The following is a 20,509-nucleotide window of genomic DNA, read 5'->3' as shown; positions in this document are numbered from 1 at the left end:
CCCTAGCGAGGCTGCGTAGCAGTCATAAATCAGATTGCGGTAACCGCATTAGCCGGTTTCACGACTGCTACGCAACCGAACGCAGCCTCGCTGAGGCTCGACAGCTGCTACAGCCCGGGACGGTGGGATCAGTCCTTGAGGTCTTGACCCTTTTTTCACTCCAGTTATGGATACTGCCTGGAGACGCCCGGCTTTCAGAGCGTCCATGTGAAAATAAGTTGTTCTTTGATGGGCAAATGCCATGACGGTTGTTCTCGCAGACTTCCCCTCAAGGTTAGAATGCAGGAAATCAGGATGAGTCAATGACCGACCACTCTCTCTCCCAAGCACAATACGACGCCATCACCGATGCTGCTGCGCACTGGTGCATGCGTTTGCATGCCATCGACTGCACAGCCGAAGAGCGTCAGGCGTTCGAGCAATGGCGTGATGCCCATCCCCTGCACGCCTTCGAGTACGAAGCCATGCTGGAAATCTGGGAGGTTGCGGGCGATTTGCCTCGTCCCGAATCTCCCGCGCCGGCTGTTCGCGGCAAACCGACAATGCCTTGGCGCACTTTCGGCATTGCCGCCACCGTCTGCGCCTTGGCGTTGCCGCTGGCGGCCTATACCGGATGGAACCTGGGTTGGCTGCCCAATGCCTATCAGCATTTCGAGGCGACCGATAATGTTCGTCAGGTCACGCTGAGCGACGGCAGTCAGGTGGAGCTGAATCTGGGCACTGAACTGACGTTCAGCAATTACAAGGATCAGCGTCGTGTCACGCTGAAAAAAGGCGAAGCCTTCTTCAGCGTCAGTCATGACCTGCAGCATCCATTTATCGTCAAGGCAGCCGATGGCAGAATTCGCGTCACCGGTACCCGATTCAACGTCTGGATGTATGAAGACCAGGTACGCGTGAACCTGATCGAAGGGTCCGTGCTGGTGACCAGCAACGGTGCCCTGCCCGGCGAAGGTTCACGTCTTGAACCTGCCATGCAGGCACGTTATCGACACGGTGACTTCACGCCGCAAATCAGCCAGGTCTCTGCCAATGACCACTCGCTGGCGTGGCGCAGCGGCAAACTGGTGCTCGATGATCTGACGCTGACCGATGCCCTGCCCTTGATCAATCGTTATTTGAACAAGCCCGTCATGATCGCGGACCACAGCACCGGCTCGATTCGCCTCGGTGGTGTCTACAACATCAAAGAGCTCAATAGCCTGGTGGCTTCGTTACCCAAGGTGCTGCCGGTCTATCTGACCCGCAACAAGGACGGTAGTCCGGTCCTCAATTCGATCCCGCAACAAGCCCCAAAAAGCTGAAGGCCGCCACCCTTGCGGGGTGCGGCCTTCATGTTTCGTTCGAACGCTATCGCTATTACTGCGCGGCGATCTTCCCTGCTTTCTCATCCTGCTCGCGGATCGTCTGAGCCTGGTACTGCGGATCGGACGTGATCTGCTGCTCGGTGAACGGCAACACACTCAACTGCTTCTTCGAAAAGGCCAGTGTCTGGTCCCGGGAGTACTTCGATGCCGGGTCACTGGACAATGAGAATGCCAACAAACCTTGAGCCTGCGGCCCCTTGTCATCGAAAGTCACCACCTGCAAATAGCTGGTACCACTGACGACTTCGCGCTTGCCGTCGGTTCTCGGCACGCTTTGGATCGCGTTATACACACCCAGCGTGCCCGGTCCGCCGTGAATTGGCGTTTGCTGCCCGCCACTGCTGACCACCTGGATATCACCCCAGCGGCTATCGGCTTTCAGGCCAAGGGTTTTTACCTGTTCGACCGAGGCCAGCATCGCCGCCCGAATCGCTTTGGCGACGTCTGGCTGTTCAATTGCCAGGCCACGTGGAGTGTGTTGCGGATCCTTCGGATCGAACGCGACACGCCAGATGCCAGGGATCTGCTGCAACGGCTCCATGACATTTTGAAAATGCACAAAGCCCAATCCACTGTCCAGATTCACCCGGCGATCCCAAGCCTTGAGGCTGGCACACAACGGCGTAAGCGTCGGCGCATCGGCGCCAAGATCCGCGGCGCAGAATTGCAGCAGGTCCGGCATCACCTGGGTCGCCTGATACACTTGATCGTCCATCACCATGTGTTGCAGATCTGCCGCAGCGACAGGGCCGGCCTTGCTCAAGGTGCCCAGACGCTCCAGTGCGAAACGCGAACGCAGCCCCAACGGTTGATTGTCCTGACTGATCAATGGCGAGAAGCCGGTGAGCGGTTGTGCCGGGTTGGCCATCCAGGCCGAATCGTTGGAATGTTGTACAAAGTCTTTGCGCAACAGTTGCGGCAACTTGTCTGCCGCATAAATACCTTTTTGCGCAGCGTGTGGGTCGATGTCCCAGGCACAGGCGCTGTTGGAACCGTCGAGCAGGATCATCTGTAATCCGACCCGAGGATCGCTGCACTTGGCCAGCTTGTCGGCATTGACGTTCGGCACCACCGACAGGTTCATGTAAAGCGTCTGCCCCTGATCGTCCACCGCCAGGGTATTGACCCACGGAATCCCCTGAATCTTGTGCACCGATGCCTGCAAATCCTTGAGGCTGGCGGCACGGTTCATCGCATACCACTGTTGCAAGACCCGGTCGTTCTCCAGATTGGCATCGCGCAGGCTATAGGCGAACTGGTTGTTCCAGTCCAGCTTGCCGGGCCATTGCACAATCGGGCCGAATTGCGAGCTGTAGACCACATGGGAAACCTGCCGGGTCTGGCCATCGGCTTGCTTCACGTTCACCGCCAGCGTCTGCTTTTTCATCGGCAAGGACTTGCCGTCCAGCAGGTAACGGGTCGGATCCTTGGGATCGAGTTGCAGACGATACAGCGTGAAATGCTTGGACGAATCCACGGTGTGGGTCCATGCCAGGTGCTGGTTGAAACCAATATTGATCATGGGCAGGCCGGGCAACGCGGCGCCCATGACGTCCAGTTTGCCGGGAATAGTCAGGTGCATCTGATAGAAACGCATCCCACCGCCCCAAGGAAAGTGCGGATTGGCCAGCAGCATCCCGCGTCCGTTGAACGAACGTTCGCTGCCGACCGCCACGGCGTTACTGCCACGATCCAGAGCGAAACGTTGCATGCGCGAAGCCGCCAGCTGGAACGACACGGGTTCGCCTGCCATATGGGCAACGGCTTTCGGCGGGGTAGCGCCGGCCAATGCTTCGGCAAACTGCCCCACGCCGCCTTCGACCAGCAGACGTCGGGTCAGCTTGACCAGATCCTGCGCAGTGATCGAGCGCACCCATTCGCCCTGGCATTGCTGCGGCAACCCCTGGGCCTGGCGCTCTGTCAGCGAACGGTTGTAACCGGCCACATAACCGTCGATGAGCTCACGAACTTCAGGCGTTTGCGCCTGCCAGAAAGCGCCGACTGCCTGCGGCGTATTCAACCAGTTGAAAAACAGATCGCTGGCCAGGTTCCCGCGCTCTTCGACGGTAAACTGGTCCGGCCCAAAATACCGTGAGCGCTCGCCATTGACGGTGACAATCTCATTGGCCAGCAAGCACAGATTGTCTTGAGCGTAGGCATAGCCAATGCCATAGCCGAGCCCGCGCTCGTTTTCGGCACGAATATGCGGCACGCCGAAACTGGTTCGACGAATCTCGGCTGTCGCCTGCTCTGGCTGGCTGCGCGCGTTTGCCGCAAGACTCAGCCCCAGCAACACACCCGCAAGGCTCAACCTGGTTAACTGCCTGGAAATAATCACGCTCGCTCCTGATCGAAAAGACGTATGACACGCAATGCGCCTCCCCTTAAAACGAAGCAAACAGCAAAAATTTAAGCCTTTGAGGGTAACCCCACGCCCGGCTCACGGGCCGCTGACGTGCTGGCGACAAATTTTCTACATACGGGTCTTCATTATTTGCCTGGCTCGTTCGTCTTATTGATTGAGAGCACCCATCACATTTTTCCTGATCAGGCTCTGAAAAGGAGTTTTTGCATGTACAACCCGCAACTGCCAACGGACGGTAGCCATGCGCCAAAGGCCAGCACCCTGGGCGTTTTCAATCAACCAGCCGAACGCCACGGCAACGAACGGATCAGGTTTCTGCTCAAGAGCTTTGGCCTGCGAACCAGTCTGATTCGCCTGAAAGTGATCGACGCCTTGCTGACGGCCGCCCAAAGCGACCGCAGCCTGGGTGTGCGTGGCGTGCACAGTCACTTGCTGGACCTGGACATTCCCCTGTCCTTTCTCAGTGTCCGTGAAGTGTTGAAACGCTTATGCGGTGAAGGCGTGATCACCCTCAATCCGGACAAAAGCTACAGCCTGCATCCACAGGCTGCCGCCGTCCTGTTCAGCGAGTAGTCCGGCCATGGGGCGTCGCTCAAGGCTTGACCTTGCGACGCATCACGCCATTGATCACCACCACGAGCACCGCCACGCCAATGGCGATGTACTGGAACAGCTGCTCTGTGATGATCCCTGCATTTTGCAGCCAGGAAAGGCCGAACATGATCCCCAGTACCACCAGGGAGATCAGAATCGAGTATTTCAAACGTTGCGACTGGGTCATTGCGGGTTCCTGAACCAAAAAATGTATCCGACTTGTATTCGATTGCATGCCAAGCCACTACCGATCTGCGGGAATGAGGGGCTGCAAGCGAGGTCGTATGTTACAGCCGATGACGAAATTTGACTTCATTGCGGCGATATCCATGAGGATTTTGAAATGTTTCGTCGAATCACACAGCCGATTCCCTTGCTTGCTCTCCTGACCCTGAGTGGCTGCATCGTTTTCCCCCACGGCGGCTGGCATGGCGATCGTCATTATGACCATGGCGCGCCGAGTTATGATCAGCCTCGATAACATTGGCTGGCCGGTTATATAACCGACTTATTCGCCGACACCAAAAACTTATCTATCAAACCTCCGTATAAATGTCTGCTTTATAGCGGGCTTTTTTCGTGCAGGGGATTTATTACGACCCCCCAGTCTCTTTCCCCTGAAAACCCCAGTCAGACACACAACGAAAAATACTGAAGCTTTTGGCCTCAAATAAGCACATGAAAATCCTCATGGGCCATGGTTATTCTTGTTCTGCCGTCTTATCAGACTTCCGGCATAAACAGGAACATCATGCACAAACCCTTAATAGATATAAGTTCGTCTAGACTTCTTGGCTTTTGCCTTGCAATCACTCTTTTTGAACTTCTGACTTATATGGCCAGCGATATGATCATGCCGGCCATGTTGACCGTAACCCATCAATTGAATGCCAGTGCGAGTCATGTTCCCTATGCCTTCAATCTTTATTTGGCAGGGGGCATTCTTTTGCAGTGGTTTATCGGTCCACTGTCCGATCATTTCGGTCGTCGCAGAATGCTGCTCATCGGTTGTGCGGTATTCGCTCTAGCCTGTGCTGCGGCGTTTTACGTGCAGAGCATCTTTGTCTTCAATGGTTTGCGCCTGATTCAGGGCATGGGATTGGGATTTGTCATCGCGGTCAGTTATCCAGCCCTGCAAGAAGTCTTCTGTGAAGCCGACGCTGTAAAGATCATGGCATTGCTGGGCAACGTGGCGCTGCTCTCCCCGCTGCTGGGCCCCTTGCTCGGCAGCCTGATGCTGGAATGGCTCTCCTGGCGGGAGCTGTTTTTACTGTTAGGGGTTGGCGGCGCGATGGTCTGGTTGGGGCTTTATTGGTACATGCCGGAAACGGTGGGCACCTTGCGTCAGGACGGTCAGCGACTGGCTGCCGTACCCTTTGAATGGGGCGGCACGGTGCGCCGCTACGCCGCTTTGCTCACCAACACGCAATTCCTGCGCGCCACCGTCGCCTTGGGACTGATGAGCCTGCCGTTGATTGCCTGGATCGGGCTGGCACCTCTCTTGCTGATCCAGAACCAGGGACTTTCCACCCTGCAGTACGGCCTGTGGCAGATCCCGGTATTTGCGGCTGTCATTCTCGGCAATCTGATACTCAACCGATTGATTGCCAACACTGAACTGCCCCAACTGATTCGATACGGGCTCTGGCCGTTTTGCGGTGGGCTCATCGCATTGGCCGCCATTACTTTCACCGGTGCCTCGACGCTCCTGTTGGTCAGTTGCCTGTCGCTTTACGCCATCGGTCTTGGCATGAGCAACGCCGCGCTGTACCGGCTCGCGCTGTTTTCCAGCGATGACAGTAAAGGGCTGGTCTCAGCCGCGATCGGCATGATCTCCATCGCTGTCATGGGTGGTGGTGGCTCGATTATCGGGGCCCTGGGTGCCGGTGACAGCCTTGAGGCCTTCGCTCTGATGGCCTGTCTCATGGGGCTATTGTGCCTGGCGCCCTTGAGTCTGTTTCTGCGTCGTTCTCACATCCCGCTTGCGATCTGACACCAACCAGTAGGTCTTTTGATGATCCATCTACCCCATACCGATGCGCTTTGTGCGTTAACGCAACCCTATTGCCTGGATTCCGTGCCGGACGGTCTGTTCGACCGGGCCATGAGCGAAATCAGCCTGTTTCATTGTCATCACACACCCGGATACGAACGCTGGTTGAATGCTAATGATCTTGACGCCAACGCCCTGGAGACGCTGGATGACTGGTCAAGGTTGCCGCCGATTTTCGCCAATTACTTCAAACGTCATTTGGTGTTCGGTCCCACAGGCGAAGTCGCGCTGGAGCTGACATCATCCGGCACCAGCGGCCAAAAGAGTCGCATGCGCTACGACCATCGCAGCATGGCCGCGGCACAAGGCATGGTGAACCACATTTTCCGGCATTACGGCTGGGATACACCGGACAGCCCCTGCAACTATCTGCTCCTGAGCTATGAGCCTGAGGCAGCCATCACCCTGGGCACTGCCTATACCGATCAGTTTCTTTGTAGCTACGCCCCCGTCAACCGTGTCGCTTACGGCTTGCGCCTCTCCGGCAAAGGTCATGAGTTCGATCTTTTTGGTGTGATTCGAGCCTTGCAAGAATTTGCCGAGGAAGGATTGCCCGTTCGCATTCTCGGTTTTCCGGCGTTCCTTTCCCATGCCCTTCAATGCATGGAAGACACCTGCGTGGCTGATTTGCAATTGCCTGCCCAATCATTGGTGTTTCTGGGGGGAGGCTGGAAAACCCAGGCGGCACAGGAGATTCCCCTGCATCAGTTGTATGCCCGGATCAATCGGCAATTGGGTATCGAACTGCCCCGCTGTCGGGACGGCTATGGCGCCGTAGAGCATGCAGTGCCTTATATCCAGTGTGCCCACCATCATTTTCATGTACCGATCTATTCGAAGGTTTTCGTGCGTAACCCATCCGATTTCACTGTCCAGCCATACGGCAAGCGCGGCTTGCTCGAATTCGTCTCGCCGTACATTTCGTCGAGCCCTGCCCATGCCGTGGTCATGGGCGATCTGGCAACATTACATCCTGGCGCCAGCTGCGGATGCGGTCTGCCAACCGATTGGTTCGAGCTCCATGGCCGTGCCGGCACCTCCGCCAGTCGCAGTTGTGCCATGGCCGCTTCCGAACTGATCGGAGGCGCTTGATATGTACCTGATCAATGGCCAGTTGCGTGATGACCTCACCCCGGAAAGTGCCCTCGAACTCCTTAAGAAACCATTGCCCCGGCTGCTTTCTTCCCCGATCGATAGTGAGACCGTTATCGAGTCTGCTGTGCGCTTTGCCACGAAGTTGCAATCTCGTAGCCAGGATCTGTCCCTTGACGAAGAGCAGTATCAGGGGCTGATCGATTTCTGCCAGCGCAGCAATCTGAGCACAAAACTTGAGCGAGAGCTGGGCCTGCAACCGCGTTCGCTGCGACGTATCGACTATCGACAGCCATGTTTCGAAAGCTGGCATCCATTAGGCTTGGTGGTGCATATCACCCCAGGCAATGCGCCGTTACTGGCGTTCTGCGCAATACTCGAAAGCCTGCTGGCCGGCAATATCAACTGGTTGCGCCCCAGTGCCAGCGATCAGGGGTTGACCGCACAGTTGCTGGCCGCCCTTGTGCAATGCGACAGCAGCGGCAGGCTGGCCGAATTCGTAGCAGTTCTGCCGGTTGACACCTCACGGATAGCTCAACTTTGCGCCACGGCAGACGGAGTATCGGCCTGGGGTGGTGTCGCAGCGCTCAAGGCGATTCGTCAGCAGATTCCTGCGGGATGCCGCTGGATCGATTGGGGGCACAAGATCAGCTTCGCTTATCTGTCACCTGAAGCGGCAGAGCCCACCGCGCTCGATGCCTTGGCAGATGAAGTCTGTCGACTGGATCAACAAGCGTGCTCCAGCCCTCAATGGGTGTTGGTGGACAGCAACGATCCGGCTGTCCTGCACCACCTCGGAGAGCGTCTGGCCGAAGCCTTCAAACGTCGCGCCCAACAGTGGCCGGCGCTAATGCCGACAGATCAGGAAGCTTCGGAAATCACCACACGCACTGCCATGGCGCAGCTTGATCAGTGCTTTACCCATCAGACCGGCCAGGTGTGGACCGGCTCCGGGTGGCGTGTCATCTGGGAGCATCATCAGACGCTCGCGCCGTCGCCGCTGTTTCGTACAGTACTGCTCAAGCCAGTCCCACAGCACTTGCTTGCCGAATCACTGTTGCCCTGGCGAAACGTCCTGCAAAGCTGCGCACTGATAGCCTCCCCGGCAGGGACACCCGAGCTTGTTCGTACACTGGTCAACGCCGGCGTCACGCGCATTGCTCCTTGCCAGACGATTCATGATGGCTACGCTGGCGAGCCTCACGATGGTGTTTATGCGCTGTCGCGTCTGAGTCGCCGTCTCTCCGTGAGCCTGGGCGCTGATGTCTCGATTGGCCGCTCAACGCTCGACCCGGTGCCGCCTGCCCCTGACACAGCCCGTGGCCCGATCATGGACAAAGACACCTTCACGACCCAGCCGATCAGCCCCACGGCACAGCTGTATTTTCGCTCCGGCGGTAGCAGCGGCACTCCGGCCCTGGCAGGTTTCAGCTACCGAGACTTCCAACGACAAATGCGCGCCGCGGCTGATGGCATGTTCGCCGTCGGGCTCGATCCGTCACAGGACCGGGTGATGAACCTGTTCTATGGCGGGAACCTGTACGGTGGTTTTTTCAGCTTTTCGAGCATTCTTGAACAGATGGGCGTTGCACATTTGCCTATGGGAGCTCCCCAGGACGACGACTTCAGCGAAATCGCCCGACTGATCGTGGAGCAACGAGTCACCGTGCTGATTGGCATGCCCAGTACGCTGCATCGCCTGTTTTTCAAGGAGCAGACCCGACTTCGCGACTATGCCGGTATTGGCAAAGTGCTCCTTGGCGGCGAGCATCCGGGCGAGGCCAGTCGACGACTGATGGAAAGTTGCGCAGTGTCGACCATTCGTTCTGCTCTCTACGGATCCGTCGATGCAGGCCCACTGGGTCATGCCTGCCGGGCTACCGCAGACGGCGTGTTTCACTTGATGTGCGAAACCCAGTATCTGGAGATCGTTCAGTTCGAACAGGATGTGCCGGTGCAAGCCAATGAGATCGGCCGTCTGCTATTTACCTCCCGCGCCCGGCAAGGTCAGCGCGTTCACCGATATGACATCGGCGACACCGGCCGCTGGCTCCCCGGAGCCTGCCCTTGTGGACTGGAAACGCCGCGATTCGAACTGCTGCAGCGGCACGGCAAACTGGTGCGAATTGGCACGGAGTTCATCTCACCTTCGGCGCTGGAACACAGCGTAGGAGTCCCCATTCAAGTTGTTCTGGATTACACCGCCAGTGGCGTCGAACGAATGCAAGTTCGAACGGATGCCGATATCACTTGGGTACGAGAAAAATTGCTGACCCATGAAGCATTGGCAAATGCCATAGCCGCGGCCCTGTTAATTGTCGAAGTTACCGCCTGCGCTGAACATGAATTCATACGAAACAAACACAGCGGAAAAGTCCCACTGATTGTCGATCGAAGAATATAAAAACAGAACGTTTCAACGACCGTGTTTTTCAAACCAAAACGCCTGATTAGAAAAGAGAATCCAGTGAAATCAATTCATTCGCTCGAACAACTCGTGTCTTTCGTACGACAACACTCAAACTACTACAGCGCGCATCTGAAACATCTACCCACCACAGGTATTACTTTAAAAGACTTACCTTTAACCCATGTGACCAACTATTGGACCGGCAGCAATGATTTGAATCATTGGTCGGTCTTGACGGGAAACGTTGATGACGCGTTGGTGTTTAAAACCGGAGGTTCGACCAGCCAGGGAAAACTTGCGGTTTACTCCTACGAGGAATGGCAAACACTGGTCAGTACATTCGGAAACAGTCTCTCTTCTCAATTGAACGATGGCGACCGCGTCGCCAATCTGTTCTTTTCAGGGGATCTCTACGCCAGTTTTTTGTTTGTCCACGATTCCCTGGCCCATGTCGGACGATCCATCTGTGAGTTTCCGTTTACCGGCGACATCGAACCGGACGTACTGGCGGATGCGATCGCACGACATCGAATCAATGTTCTGGCCGGGGTGCCCGCACAGTTGCTTCGATTCGCGGCCTACCTGACGCAGCATCGGCGTGTGCTGTGCGGGGTCGAGACGCTGCTGTATGGCGGCGAAAGCCTGTTTGCCCCGCAGTTGGCAATCCTCGGCGAAGTATTCCCCAACGCCCGTATTGCCTCTATCGGCTACGCCAGCGTAGACGCGGGGCTAATAGGGGCCAGCACTCGCGACTGCGCATTGGGCGAGCATCGGGTATTCGAACAGCAAACCTTGCTGCAAATCATCGATGAACACACCGGTGAAGTGATTGAAGAATGCGATCGTATCGGAATGCTAGTGCAGACCAATCTGACACGCCGGCTCATGCCGCTGCTCCGTTACCCGGTGGGCGACCGTGCATGTTGGCGTGAACCGACCGCCACCCCGAGGCGTAAATTCGCCCTCAAGGGGCGTAGCGCCCACAGTCAGCGGGTACGAGTCGGCGTGCTGTCGCTGTTTACCGAAGAAATACACGAGATCATTCAGCGCGTAGCGCACAGCGAGCAATGGCAATTGCTGATCGAACAGACCGGCTCCAAGGATCTGTTGAGCGTGAAGTGGGTGCCCGAACCTCAGTCACGAACCGTCGAGCCGGTACTGCGCGCATTGCGTGAAGCTTTGCTTGCCCACTACCCTGCCATCGACGACCTGAGCCGCGAGGGTCTGCTGGAGTTTCGAGTACTTTCCTGCGCAGCCACAGACCTGCAGCTTCACCCTCGCTCGGGCAAACAATTGCGAGTGCGGGATTTGCGAGTGTATGACGTCTGCTCGCAGGAGCTCGCGTAATGACCCGGTTGATATTTCGCCCCTACCGTTCTTCCGACGCAGATGCCGTGAGCCGGTTGTTTCGAGAGGTCTACGGCGATCTTTACGCTCAGCCGGATGTTTACCTGCCGAACATGATCAGTCAGCACAACGCCGAAGGCCGCTGGCAATCGATACTGGCCATGGATGGCGCGCGGGTGCTCGGGCATGCCGCGCTGTGCCGCGACTCGCCTTCGAATACCGCGGAGCTGGCGCTCACCGTGGTACATCCCATCGCCCAAGGGCAGAATCTCGCGACCCATCTGTGCCTGGAGCTACTGAGGCAGTCGCGTTTTCTGGGGCTCAAGAACCTCTCGATCAAGCAAGTGACCCATCATCCCTACACTCAACGCATGGCAGGCAAAATCGGCTTCCACAGTACCGGACTGCTTCCCGATTATGTCCCTTCGCCATTCGCTGAACCACTTCCGGAAACCATCGTGATGGGCTGTCACCTGATCGACGGACACACGCGCCCGCTCCCCGACATCCCTTGGCCCGCAAGCTGCCGGACGTTTATGCAGCATCTGTGTTCGGTGTTTGGAACCCGGCAAGACAAGGCATCACGGTCCGCGATGCCCTTGCAAATAAAGCAACATCAGCATCGGTTCGACATTGTCATTCAGCGTTTGAACAGACGTTTGCTTGAGCAGATCAGCCAATTACCCCAGCACTGGCTGATCTCGGCACGGCTGGAACTGTCCCGGCACTTTGCCCGGGACATGCACAGTTTTTCGGCCCTGGGCTTCGCCTTCACCGGCTTGATGCCCACGCCAGATGATAATGGCTGGTTCGCCCTGTTTCATCGAGGTGTCCAGTCTCGCCCCCTCAACCTGCACTGCGCGCACATGCAACGATTGCATGACGACTTACAGCAAAACGCAAATGCCACGAGAACCCACCGGTACGTCGACGCCCGTATCGGTTCCCGCTCAGCCGCTTGAGTGTTTTCTATAAAAGTCACCGCTCGGCTGCGCGCAAAGTTCCACCAACCAATCGACAAACACCCTCACCCGTCGAGACAACTGGCGGTGCGGTGGATAGAGCGCCGTCAACGGAAACGCCGGTGGCGGCACTGCCTTTAGCACTTCACACAAACGGCCTTCGTCCAGTTGTCGGGCGACGTGATAATACGGGGTCTGGACCAGACCATAGCCCGCTTCGCAAGCGGCGAGATAGCCATCGGCGCTGTTGACCGAAACCTGTTTGGGCAGATCGATCGGCTGCACCTGACCATCCACCACAAACTCCAGTCCGTAACGCTTGCTGGTGCTGCTGGAGAAATACTCCACCATCTGGTGGCCATCGAGATCGGCCAGACACTGAGGCGTTCCGTGACGTTGCAAATATTGCGGGCTCGCGCAGGTGACCTGGTCCATCATGACCAGCGGCCTTGCCACCAGAGAATCGTCCAGGGCCGAGCCACCCCGCAACACGCAATCGACACCTTCGCGGATCAGATCCACTGGCCGGTCATTCAACCCGATTTCCAGTTCGATCAAGGGATACCGCGCAGTGAATTGCGGCAATGCCGGAATCACAATCAAACGTCCCACTCCCGCCGGCATATCCACTCGCAGCAGACCCTTGGGGTTTTGGCGAGCAGCGGAAAACACCGCTTCGGTCTCCTCCAGATCCGCCAGCAGCCGCACGCAACGCGGGTAATAGGCGGCGCCATCGAGCGTCAGGCTGATCTGCCGGGTGGTGCGTTGCAGCAGTTGCACGCCCAGATGAGCCTCAAGTTGCTTGATCAGAATGGTCACCGAAGCCCGGGGCAATTGCAGGCTGTCCGCCGCTTTGGCGAAGCCGCCCAGTTCGACGATTCGGGTGAATACGCGCATGGCGTTGAAACGGTCCATTGCTTTGGCTTACCGGCTGATTATTTAGAATTCACAAATAGTGATAGCAGTTTTAGCCGGTTTATCTTGTTTCTGTCGAGGTCAACAATGGGATTCAATTCACAGGGAGCTGATTTCATGCAAACACGTCAACTGGGCAAAAACGGTCCGCAGGTGAGCGCGATCGGTCTGGGCTGCATGGGCATGACCGATTTCTACACCACCGGCGTGGACACCCGCGAAGCCACGGCCACTTTGCACCGCGCGCTGGAACTGGGAATCAACCTGCTCGACACGGCAGACATGTACGGCCCACATACCAATGAAGAGCTGATCGGCAAGGCCATTATCGGCAAGCGTGAGCAGGTGTTTCTGGCCAGCAAGTTCGGCATTGTCCGTGACCCATCCAACCCCGGTGCACGGGGCGTCAACGGGCGACCGGAATACATTCGCAAATCCATCGACGGCACCCTCAAGCGCCTTGGCGTGGAAACCCTGGATTTGTATTACCAACACCGCATCGATCCGCAGGTGGCCATCGAGGAAACCGTCGGCGCCATGGCAGAACTGGTGAAGGCCGGCAAGGTGCGTTACCTGGGATTGAGTGAAGCCTCGGTCGCCACGCTGGAACGAGCGAACAAGGTTCATCCGATCAGCGCACTGCAAAGTGAATACTCGCTATGGAGCCGCGATCAGGAGGAAAACGGTTGCCTGGCTGCGTGCCAGCGCTTGGGCGTTGCTTTTGTACCTTACAGTCCATTGGGCCGAGGCTTTTTGACCGGTGCTCTGAGAAGCCCGGATGATTTCGCAGCCGACGACTACCGTCGCTTCAGTCCACGTTTTCAAGGGGAAAACTTCGCAAAAAACCTGTTGCTGGTGCAGCAAGTGCAGGCCCTGGCCGCCGACAAGGGGGTGACGGCGGGCCAACTGGCGTTGGCATGGGTCTTGGCCCAAGGGGATTACCTGATTCCGATTCCAGGCACCAAACAGCGTAAATACCTGGAAGAAAATATGGCCGCGCTGGACGTGAAACTGAGCCGCGAAGAATTGCAGGCCCTGGAAGGGATTTTCCCGGCCAATGCCACGGCCGGCCTGCGTTATCCGGAAGAAGTCATGAAGTTGCTTGACCGATAACAGGTGCCCGGCCCGTTCGATGGTTCGAGCGGGCCAACGCGGCCAAACATCACGCCTTGGCGTTAACGCCCTTGTCATTAGGAACCGTCGTACCGTTGCCCTTGCCGTAAGCTTGCAAGTTCTGCAGTACGTAGATCGCCGTCTTGTATTCAGGGATCAGGCCAACGGCGTACTTATCACCCTTGATACTGTTGTTCTGAATGGTGTCCAGTTGCGTGGCGAAATACTCCAGCGCATTGAACTTCGCATCCGGGTCTTTCTGTACGCCAAAACGATCAAACTTGTCACCGGCATTAAGCAAGGTCATCGAAGTAATATCGGAAATCAGGCCTTTACCTCTCAAGAAGGCACTGAGATTGCCCAGTTGCTTGGCGGATACATTTTCCGGGTCGAAGCCCTTGATGTTCCTGTGCAGTTTCTGTTCATCCATTTTCGCCGTATTCAGCGCATTGGGATTGCTTCCCACCAATGCCAGCATCTGCTTGACCCTGGCGCTGTGGGTGACAGGCTTGCCGCTGCCGGTATCCTTGACCAGTAAACCTGCCTTGCTCGTCCATGCGCCTGTATAGCCGATTGTCATGACCGGGCTCCCGACTGCGTGACGGGATGCCGATCATCCAAAACACACAGACGTCCTTGTGAGGCGACCATAAAAGTTCCTTGTTTAACCGAGATAGGTGCGGGCGAGTATCGATGTGTGCTCTAACGTCACCAACAAATATTTCCATTTTTTACAATTCTCATACATTTACGGTACATACCAGAAAGCGTCTTGTTTCATTGGTCTACATGATCTTTCGATATTGGCGAATATCACTAATCAAGCTCATGTACGCCTTGGTTAGTTATTTGTGCGTGCCGGGCAAACCAACTTGCTGGCGCTCAAGGTTCGTTGATCGCAACAGGTTGGCATGTCCCCCTGTGGCGAGGGGGTTTATCCAACGCTGTATTACTTCGAAACAATCCGCTGTCTCTTTGTTGGGTAAACGGGTCAAAATGCATCTTTTTGGCCACAACCCGAGACGAGATCCCCATGCGAACCCACCTGCGTCTGGCCGCCCTGAGCGCCCTTTTCATCTCTTCCCTGGCCCAGGCTGCCGAGCTGATTCCCATCGAAGTTCATCGCGATGCCAACTGCGGTTGCTGCAAAAAATGGGTCAGCCATCTGGAAGCCAACGGTTTTAAGGTCGCAGACCATGTTGAAGCCGACATGAGCCAATTCAAGCAACAACACGGTGTGCCACCTCGGCTCGCGTCGTGTCACACCGGCCTTATCAACGGCAAATTCGTCGAAGGCCACGTGCCGGCTGATCAAGTACTGGCCTTGAGCAAGCGTGACGATTTGTTGGGGGTTGCAGCCCCTGGCATGCCGATGGGCTCGCCCGGCATGGAAACGGACGGCATGAGCGATGCCTATCAAGTGATCGGTTTGAAAAAGGACGGCACTGACGTGGTAGTGGCGGACTACCCCGCCCATTGATGTTCGGTGCCTACATCGGGCTGTTTCTCGCGGCGTTCGGTGCCGCGACGCTGCTGCCACTGCAATCCGAAGCAGTGCTGGTGGGGTTGTTGCTCAGCAATCAGGATTGGCTCTGGTCGTTGTTGGCCGTCGCAACGCTGGGCAATGTGCTGGGCTCGCTGCTGAACTGGTGGCTGGGGCGCGGCATCGAGCGGTTTCGCGAGCGGCGCTGGTTTCCGGTCAGCCCTCGCCATCTCGAGCAAGCCCAAAAGCACTACCAGCGTTACGGGCATTGGTCGTTGTTACTCAGTTGGGTACCCATCATCGGCGATCCATTGACGCTGGTGGCTGGCGTCATGCGCGAACCGCTGGGGCGTTTCCTGGTGATCGTGACACTCGCCAAGGGCGCCCGCTATGGTGTGTTGGCCGTGGCTACGCTGGGGTGGATGGGTTGAATGATCATGGCCATGGCGGCGCGAAACCTGTGGGAGCGGGCTTGCTCGCGAAGAGGGAGTGTCAGTCGACATTAATGTTGTCTGACACACCGCCTTCGCGAGCAAGCCCGCTCCCACATGGATTTCGCTCGGCATTGCGGCCATGACCTATGTTTAATGTCACCCTAATCATGCCAGTCCAGCATCGGCGGATTTCCTGTGGAGCTTACCCATGTCGCCCATCCTCTCCCGCTGGTTACCCGGCCTGCTGCTGACAGCGGCACTGCCCGTTCTCGCTCACGCCCAGAACCAGAATCAGAACCAGGCCGAAACGCCGGAATACGGCCCGCAACTTCAGGGCTTCGATTACCCCTACACGGTCAAGCACTTCGACTTTGAGTCCCAAGGCAAATCCCTGCAGATGGGTTACATGGACGTTGCAGCCCAAGGCAAGGTCAATGGACGCAGCGTGGTGCTGATGCACGGCAAAAACTTCTGCGGCGCGACCTGGGATAGCTCGATCAAGGCGCTGAGCGAGGCCGGTTACCGGGTCATCGCGCCGGACCAGATCGGCTTTTGCACCTCCAGCAAACCGGACCACTATCAATACACTTTCCAGCAACTGGCAGCCAACACCCAGCAACTGCTCAAAACCCTGGGCATCCAGAAGGCCACCCTGCTCGGCCACTCCACCGGCGGCATGCTCGCCACCCGCTATGCGTTGCAATACCCCGATCAAGTCGAACAGTTGGCCCTGGTCAATCCAATCGGCCTGGAAGACTGGAAAGCTCTTGGCGTGCCCTATCTCACGGTTGATCAATGGTATGAGCGCGAGCTGAAAGTCACGGCGCAAGGTATCCACGACTACCAACGCAACACCTATTACGATGGCCGCTGGAAGCCGGAGTTTGATCGTTGGGTGAACATGTACGCGGGCCTGGCCAAAGGGCCAGGCAAAACAGCGGTGGCTTGGAACTCGGCGCTGATTTACGACATGATCTTCACCCAACCGGTGTACTACGAGTTCAAGGACCTGAAAGTGCCGACCCTGCTGCTGATTGGCACCTCCGACACCACGGCCATCAACAAGAACATCGCACCGCCCGAGGTCAAGGCGAAAATCGGTCATTACGACGTACTCGGCAAGCAAGTGGCGAAATTGATTCCCCGGTCGACGCTGATCGAATTTCCCGGTATGGGCCACGCGCCACAGATGGAGGAACCGGCGAAATTCCATCAGGCGTTGCTCGGCTGGCTGAACCAAACCAATCCCGTTCGTTGATGAGGCAAGGCTGATGGCGGTGCAGATTGCGGTGATCGATGACTGGCAGGACGTGGCTCGCGATGTGGTGGACTGGTCGGTGCTGGACAGCATCGGCCAGGTGAGTTTTATCCATGACTACCCGGCCGACAACGAAACCCTGGCCGAACGCCTCGGCGCATTCGAGGTGATCTGCGTGATGCGCGAGCGCACCCGGTTCGACGAAGACCTGCTGCGCCGCTTGCCCGCACTCAAACTGCTGGTCACCGGCGGCATGCGCAACGCTGCCCTGGACCTGAAAGCCGCCGCCGCGCTGGGCATTCAGGTGTGCGGCACCGACAGCTACAAACATGCCGCCCCCGAACTGACCTGGGCGCTGATCATGGCCGCGACCCGCAACCTGGTGGCCGAAGCCAATGCCTTGCGCGCCGGTCAATGGCAACAGGGATTGGGCGGCGACCTGCAGGGCAAGACCTTGGCGATTCTCGGTCTGGGCAGCATTGGTCAACGGGTAGCCCGGTTCGGGCAGGTGTTCGGCATGCGGGTGATTGCCTGGAGCGAAAACCTGACCGCCGAACGGGCTGCCGAGGTCGACGTCACCTATGTCAGCAAGCAGGAACTGTTCGAGCAGGCCGATGTGCTGTCGGTCCATCTGGTGCTCAGCGAGCGCAGCCGAGGGCTGGTTGACGCTCAGGCACTGGACTGGATGAAACCCACGGCATGGTTGGTCAACACCGCCCGCGGGCCGATTGTCGATGAATCCGCATTGATCAAGGCCCTTCAGAAAAAACGCCTGGCGGGTGCTGCGCTGGATGTGTTCGAGCATGAGCCGTTGCCCCGTCATCATCCCTTCAGAACGCTGGACAATGTACTGGCCACGCCGCATGTCGGGTATGTCAGCCGGCAGAATTACCAACTGTTTTTTTCGCAAATGATCGAGGACATACAGGCTTGGGCGGCAGGGGAGCCGGTTCGGATTCTGAGCTAAGACCGCGTTATCGTTCTTCGCGAGCAAGCCCGCTCCCACATTTGAAATGCGTTCCCCTGTGGGAGCGGGCTTGCTCGCGAAGAGGCCCCCTAAACCCTACGCACCGCAATGGTGCAACCCACATCCCATCACGCCCGATTATCGTGACTTCCCGGTCCCGATTTGACCCACGCCAGAAAATAAACCTGCCCTTCGTCGGTGCGTCTCCCCGCAAAGCTCTATGCCTGTACCCTCTTTTGACCGATTGTCGAACAATTTCACCCGTTGGCCGCCCCCGCTCTAAGTTCTGGCCTAGACTCATTTTCGCGGGGTAAAACCGGTCGGTCATTCGGTGAAAATAATCGAAACTTTTGGTACTGGCCGCGAGTCAGGTTAAGAGTAGGGCCACAGCGACTGGTGCATTCCTTGCAACAGCCACTTCACCCATTCTGCTTCAGCGCATGGGCAGCACTTGCTCACCGATGCGTAGCGCGTTTGCGCCCGGCCACAGGATTTGGCCACGAACACCGTTTGTGCCAGGCCTAGAATTAGATCAACAACACGGGAGATTCATATGATCAGTGCGGCTTTAGATATCCAGGGAGAACGTGCTCATCAGCAGGTCGGGGAAACGAGCACCGTCGGTATCCTCAATGCCAAATCGGTCAACATGCCGACCCCCAAGACACTGGCACCGGTAGTCAGTCAGAATCCCAACAAGAAAAGAGTCCTGTTTGTCACCTCGGAGATTGCCGACCTGGTAAAGACCGGAGGTCTTGGCGACGTTTCCGCCGCACTGCCCCGGGCCATGGCGCATCTGCACGATGTGCGTGTGCTGATCCCCGGTTATCCGCAAGTGATGAATAGCGAAAACCCGATTCATATCATCGGTGAACTGGGCGGGCACGCAGCGTTGCCGCCCTGCAAGATCGGGCGCATGGACATGCCCGATGGCCTGGTCATTTACGTGTTGATCTGCCCTGAATTGTACGAGCGCGAAGGTTCACCTTACGGCGCCAACAACGGCCGCGACTGGCCGGACAACCACATTCGTTTCGCCCGACTGGGCCTCGCAGCAGCCGATATCGCCGCCAACCTCGCCCAGATTCACTGGTGCCCGGACCTGGTGCACGCCCACGACTGGCCCGCAGGCCTGGCGCCGGCCTATATGCACTGGCGTGGCCAACGCACCCCGACCCTTTTCACCATTCACAACCTGGCGTACCAAGGTGTCACCAGCCTCGGTTCGTGCCCGGAACTCGGTATCCCCATGCATGCCTTGCAACAGGAAGGCATGGAGTTTTACGGCAAGATGTCGTTCCTCAAGGCCGGCATGGCCTACTCAAGCCACATCACCACCGTCAGCGCGACCTATGCCCAGGAAATCACCACGCCAGCCTTTGGCTGCGGTCTCGACGGTTTTCTCGCCGCCAAGACCCAGCAAGGCTTGCTCAGCGGGATTCCCAATGGCATCGATGAAAGCTGGGATGCAGCGACCGATCCGCACCTGTTCCACCCGTTCGGCATCGGCGACTGGGACGGCAAAGCAGTCAACGCCGCGCACGTTCGCCGGCTGTTTGACCTCGAAGACTCCGAAGGTCCGTTGTTCGCCGTGGTCTCGCGGCTGGTCTACCAGAAAGGCCTGGACCTGACCGAAGCGGTGGCTGAATACATTGTCGCCAACGGCGGGCAGATCGCGATCATCGGCCGTGGCGAACCGGAAGAAGAACAAGCCATGCGTGAACTGGCGTTGCGCTTCCCCGGGCAAGTCGGCGTGCACATCGGCTTCAATGAAACCGACGCCCGCCGGATGTTTGCCGGCAGCGATTTCCTGCTGATGCCTTCGCGTTACGAACCCTGCGGCCTGAGCCAGATGTACGCCCAGCGCTTCGGTTCATTGCCGGTGGCCCGCAATACCGGTGGCTTGGCCGACACCATTGAAAACGGCGTGACCGGTTTCCTCTTCGACGAATCCACGGTGGAAAGTTATCGCGAAGCCCTGAGCCGCGCGTTCAAGGTGTTCGCCTTCCCCGGCCTGCTCAACGCGATGCGGTGCCGAGCCATGGCGGCGCCGTTCAACTGGTGCAAGGCAGTCGAACCCTACGCCGAACTCTACGAAAAACTGGTGGCTAAAGCGCTGGGAAAATCGGGCAAACAGTAAGAGGCTTTC

Annotated in this window: 17 protein-coding genes; 13 read left to right on the top strand and 4 right to left on the bottom strand. The window is 57.4% G+C overall.

Going from position 1 to position 20,509, the window contains the following annotated elements:
- Positions 1-302 precede the first annotated feature (302 nt).
- On the top strand, positions 303-1,304 hold the full coding sequence (locus KW837_RS05085) for a FecR family protein (RefSeq protein WP_218394746.1): 1,002 nt from the start codon (positions 303-305) through the stop codon (positions 1,302-1,304).
- A gap of 55 nt (positions 1,305-1,359) precedes the next feature.
- Here KW837_RS05085 and KW837_RS05080 read toward each other — a convergent pair whose 3' ends face one another.
- Positions 1,360-3,705, bottom strand: a complete 2,346-nt coding sequence (locus KW837_RS05080) for an acylase (protein ID WP_218394745.1) — start codon at positions 3,703-3,705, stop codon at positions 1,360-1,362.
- A 234-nt stretch (positions 3,706-3,939) separates the two neighbouring features.
- Between KW837_RS05080 and KW837_RS05075 the strand changes: the two genes are divergently transcribed.
- Positions 3,940-4,305: a fe2+ zn2+ uptake regulation protein gene (locus tag KW837_RS05075; RefSeq protein ID WP_218394744.1), complete on the top strand. Its 366-nt coding sequence runs from the start codon at positions 3,940-3,942 to the stop codon at positions 4,303-4,305.
- A gap of 19 nt (positions 4,306-4,324) precedes the next feature.
- Here KW837_RS05075 and KW837_RS05070 read toward each other — a convergent pair whose 3' ends face one another.
- Positions 4,325-4,513 (bottom strand): hypothetical protein, encoded by a 189-nt coding sequence (locus tag KW837_RS05070; RefSeq protein ID WP_007901365.1) that lies wholly within the window; start codon positions 4,511-4,513, stop codon positions 4,325-4,327.
- A gap of 564 nt (positions 4,514-5,077) precedes the next feature.
- Between KW837_RS05070 and KW837_RS05065 the strand changes: the two genes are divergently transcribed.
- The 5 genes from KW837_RS05065 to KW837_RS05045 all read left to right on the top strand — a co-directional run bounded on the left by KW837_RS05065 (position 5,078) and on the right by KW837_RS05045 (position 12,190).
- On the top strand, positions 5,078-6,319 hold the full coding sequence (locus KW837_RS05065; RefSeq protein WP_218395155.1) for an MFS transporter: 1,242 nt from the start codon (positions 5,078-5,080) through the stop codon (positions 6,317-6,319).
- 21 nt (positions 6,320-6,340) lie between these two features.
- A complete protein-coding gene (locus KW837_RS05060) occupies positions 6,341-7,471 on the top strand; it encodes an acyl-protein synthase (protein ID WP_218394743.1) in 1,131 nt (376 codons plus the stop codon).
- Position 7,472: 1 nt separating this feature from the next.
- Positions 7,473-9,875 carry an aldehyde dehydrogenase family protein gene (locus KW837_RS05055; RefSeq protein ID WP_218394742.1) on the top strand — a complete coding sequence of 801 codons (2,403 nt, stop codon included), beginning with the start codon at positions 7,473-7,475 and terminating at the stop codon, positions 9,873-9,875.
- A gap of 63 nt (positions 9,876-9,938) precedes the next feature.
- Entirely contained in the window at positions 9,939-11,228 is a 1,290-nt protein-coding gene (locus KW837_RS05050; RefSeq protein WP_218394741.1) for an AMP-binding protein, read from the top strand.
- Positions 11,228-12,190, top strand: coding sequence for a GNAT family N-acetyltransferase (locus KW837_RS05045; RefSeq protein ID WP_218394740.1), 963 nt, complete (start codon positions 11,228-11,230; stop codon positions 12,188-12,190). The genes KW837_RS05050 and KW837_RS05045 overlap by 1 nt, the downstream gene beginning before the upstream one ends.
- Here KW837_RS05045 and KW837_RS05040 read toward each other — a convergent pair.
- On the bottom strand, positions 12,179-13,105 hold the full coding sequence (locus tag KW837_RS05040) for a LysR family transcriptional regulator (protein WP_218394739.1): 927 nt from the start codon (positions 13,103-13,105) through the stop codon (positions 12,179-12,181). The genes KW837_RS05045 and KW837_RS05040 overlap by 12 nt on opposite strands.
- Before the next feature lie 117 nt (positions 13,106-13,222).
- On the opposite strand from KW837_RS05040, the gene KW837_RS05035 reads away from it, so the two are divergent.
- Entirely contained in the window at positions 13,223-14,218 is a 996-nt protein-coding gene (locus KW837_RS05035) for an aldo/keto reductase (protein ID WP_218394738.1), read from the top strand.
- 49 nt (positions 14,219-14,267) lie between these two features.
- On the opposite strand, the gene KW837_RS05030 is transcribed toward KW837_RS05035, so the two are convergent.
- Positions 14,268-14,798, bottom strand: a complete 531-nt coding sequence (locus KW837_RS05030; RefSeq protein WP_008069187.1) for a hypothetical protein — start codon at positions 14,796-14,798, stop codon at positions 14,268-14,270.
- Between the two features lie 453 nt (positions 14,799-15,251).
- Between KW837_RS05030 and KW837_RS05025 the strand changes: the two genes are divergently transcribed.
- The 5 genes from KW837_RS05025 (at position 15,252) to glgA (ending at position 20,500) form a co-directional block, all read left to right on the top strand.
- Positions 15,252-15,698 (top strand): DUF411 domain-containing protein, encoded by a 447-nt coding sequence (locus KW837_RS05025; protein ID WP_192342907.1) that lies wholly within the window; start codon positions 15,252-15,254, stop codon positions 15,696-15,698.
- Positions 15,698-16,132 (top strand): YqaA family protein, encoded by a 435-nt coding sequence (locus tag KW837_RS05020; protein ID WP_008069184.1) that lies wholly within the window; start codon positions 15,698-15,700, stop codon positions 16,130-16,132. The genes KW837_RS05025 and KW837_RS05020 overlap by 1 nt, the downstream gene beginning before the upstream one ends.
- A gap of 211 nt (positions 16,133-16,343) precedes the next feature.
- The gene (locus KW837_RS05015) at positions 16,344-17,393 is read left to right on the top strand and encodes an alpha/beta fold hydrolase (RefSeq protein WP_218394737.1); all 1,050 of its coding nucleotides are present in this window, start codon (positions 16,344-16,346) and stop codon (positions 17,391-17,393) included.
- Between the two features lie 13 nt (positions 17,394-17,406).
- The gene (locus KW837_RS05010) at positions 17,407-18,360 is read left to right on the top strand and encodes a D-2-hydroxyacid dehydrogenase family protein (RefSeq protein ID WP_218394736.1); all 954 of its coding nucleotides are present in this window, start codon (positions 17,407-17,409) and stop codon (positions 18,358-18,360) included.
- A gap of 553 nt (positions 18,361-18,913) precedes the next feature.
- Positions 18,914-20,500, top strand: a complete 1,587-nt coding sequence (gene glgA, locus KW837_RS05005) for a glycogen synthase GlgA (protein ID WP_192342903.1) — start codon at positions 18,914-18,916, stop codon at positions 20,498-20,500.
- The last annotated feature ends 9 nt before the right edge of the window (positions 20,501-20,509 follow it).

Origin of the sequence: Pseudomonas sp. PDM24, assembly GCF_019218905.1 — a bacterium.
In the GTDB taxonomy this organism is placed as follows: domain Bacteria; phylum Pseudomonadota; class Gammaproteobacteria; order Pseudomonadales; family Pseudomonadaceae; genus Aquipseudomonas.
This window is presented reverse-complemented; position numbering and strand designations above follow the sequence as displayed.

What these genes read in the sequence shown, in the direction of transcription:
- glgA (WP_192342903.1), top strand. Translation starts at nt 18,914, where the DNA reads ATGATCAGTGCGGCTTTAGATATCCAGGGAGAACGTGCTCATCAGCAG.
- KW837_RS05045 (WP_218394740.1), top strand. Translation starts at nt 11,228, where the DNA reads ATGACCCGGTTGATATTTCGCCCCTACCGTTCTTCCGACGCAGATGCC.
- KW837_RS05030 (WP_008069187.1), bottom strand. Translation starts at nt 14,798, where the DNA reads ATGACAATCGGCTATACAGGCGCATGGACGAGCAAGGCAGGTTTACTG.
- KW837_RS05025 (WP_192342907.1), top strand. Translation starts at nt 15,252, where the DNA reads ATGCGAACCCACCTGCGTCTGGCCGCCCTGAGCGCCCTTTTCATCTCT.
- KW837_RS05065 (WP_218395155.1), top strand. Translation starts at nt 5,078, where the DNA reads ATGCACAAACCCTTAATAGATATAAGTTCGTCTAGACTTCTTGGCTTT.
- KW837_RS05035 (WP_218394738.1), top strand. Translation starts at nt 13,223, where the DNA reads ATGCAAACACGTCAACTGGGCAAAAACGGTCCGCAGGTGAGCGCGATC.
- KW837_RS05015 (WP_218394737.1), top strand. Translation starts at nt 16,344, where the DNA reads ATGTCGCCCATCCTCTCCCGCTGGTTACCCGGCCTGCTGCTGACAGCG.
- KW837_RS05060 (WP_218394743.1), top strand. Translation starts at nt 6,341, where the DNA reads ATGATCCATCTACCCCATACCGATGCGCTTTGTGCGTTAACGCAACCC.
- KW837_RS05075 (WP_218394744.1), top strand. Translation starts at nt 3,940, where the DNA reads ATGTACAACCCGCAACTGCCAACGGACGGTAGCCATGCGCCAAAGGCC.
- KW837_RS05010 (WP_218394736.1), top strand. Translation starts at nt 17,407, where the DNA reads ATGGCGGTGCAGATTGCGGTGATCGATGACTGGCAGGACGTGGCTCGC.
- KW837_RS05040 (WP_218394739.1), bottom strand. Translation starts at nt 13,105, where the DNA reads ATGGACCGTTTCAACGCCATGCGCGTATTCACCCGAATCGTCGAACTG.
- KW837_RS05020 (WP_008069184.1), top strand. Translation starts at nt 15,698, where the DNA reads ATGTTCGGTGCCTACATCGGGCTGTTTCTCGCGGCGTTCGGTGCCGCG.
- KW837_RS05070 (WP_007901365.1), bottom strand. Translation starts at nt 4,513, where the DNA reads ATGACCCAGTCGCAACGTTTGAAATACTCGATTCTGATCTCCCTGGTG.
- KW837_RS05085 (WP_218394746.1), top strand. Translation starts at nt 303, where the DNA reads ATGACCGACCACTCTCTCTCCCAAGCACAATACGACGCCATCACCGAT.
- KW837_RS05055 (WP_218394742.1), top strand. Translation starts at nt 7,473, where the DNA reads ATGTACCTGATCAATGGCCAGTTGCGTGATGACCTCACCCCGGAAAGT.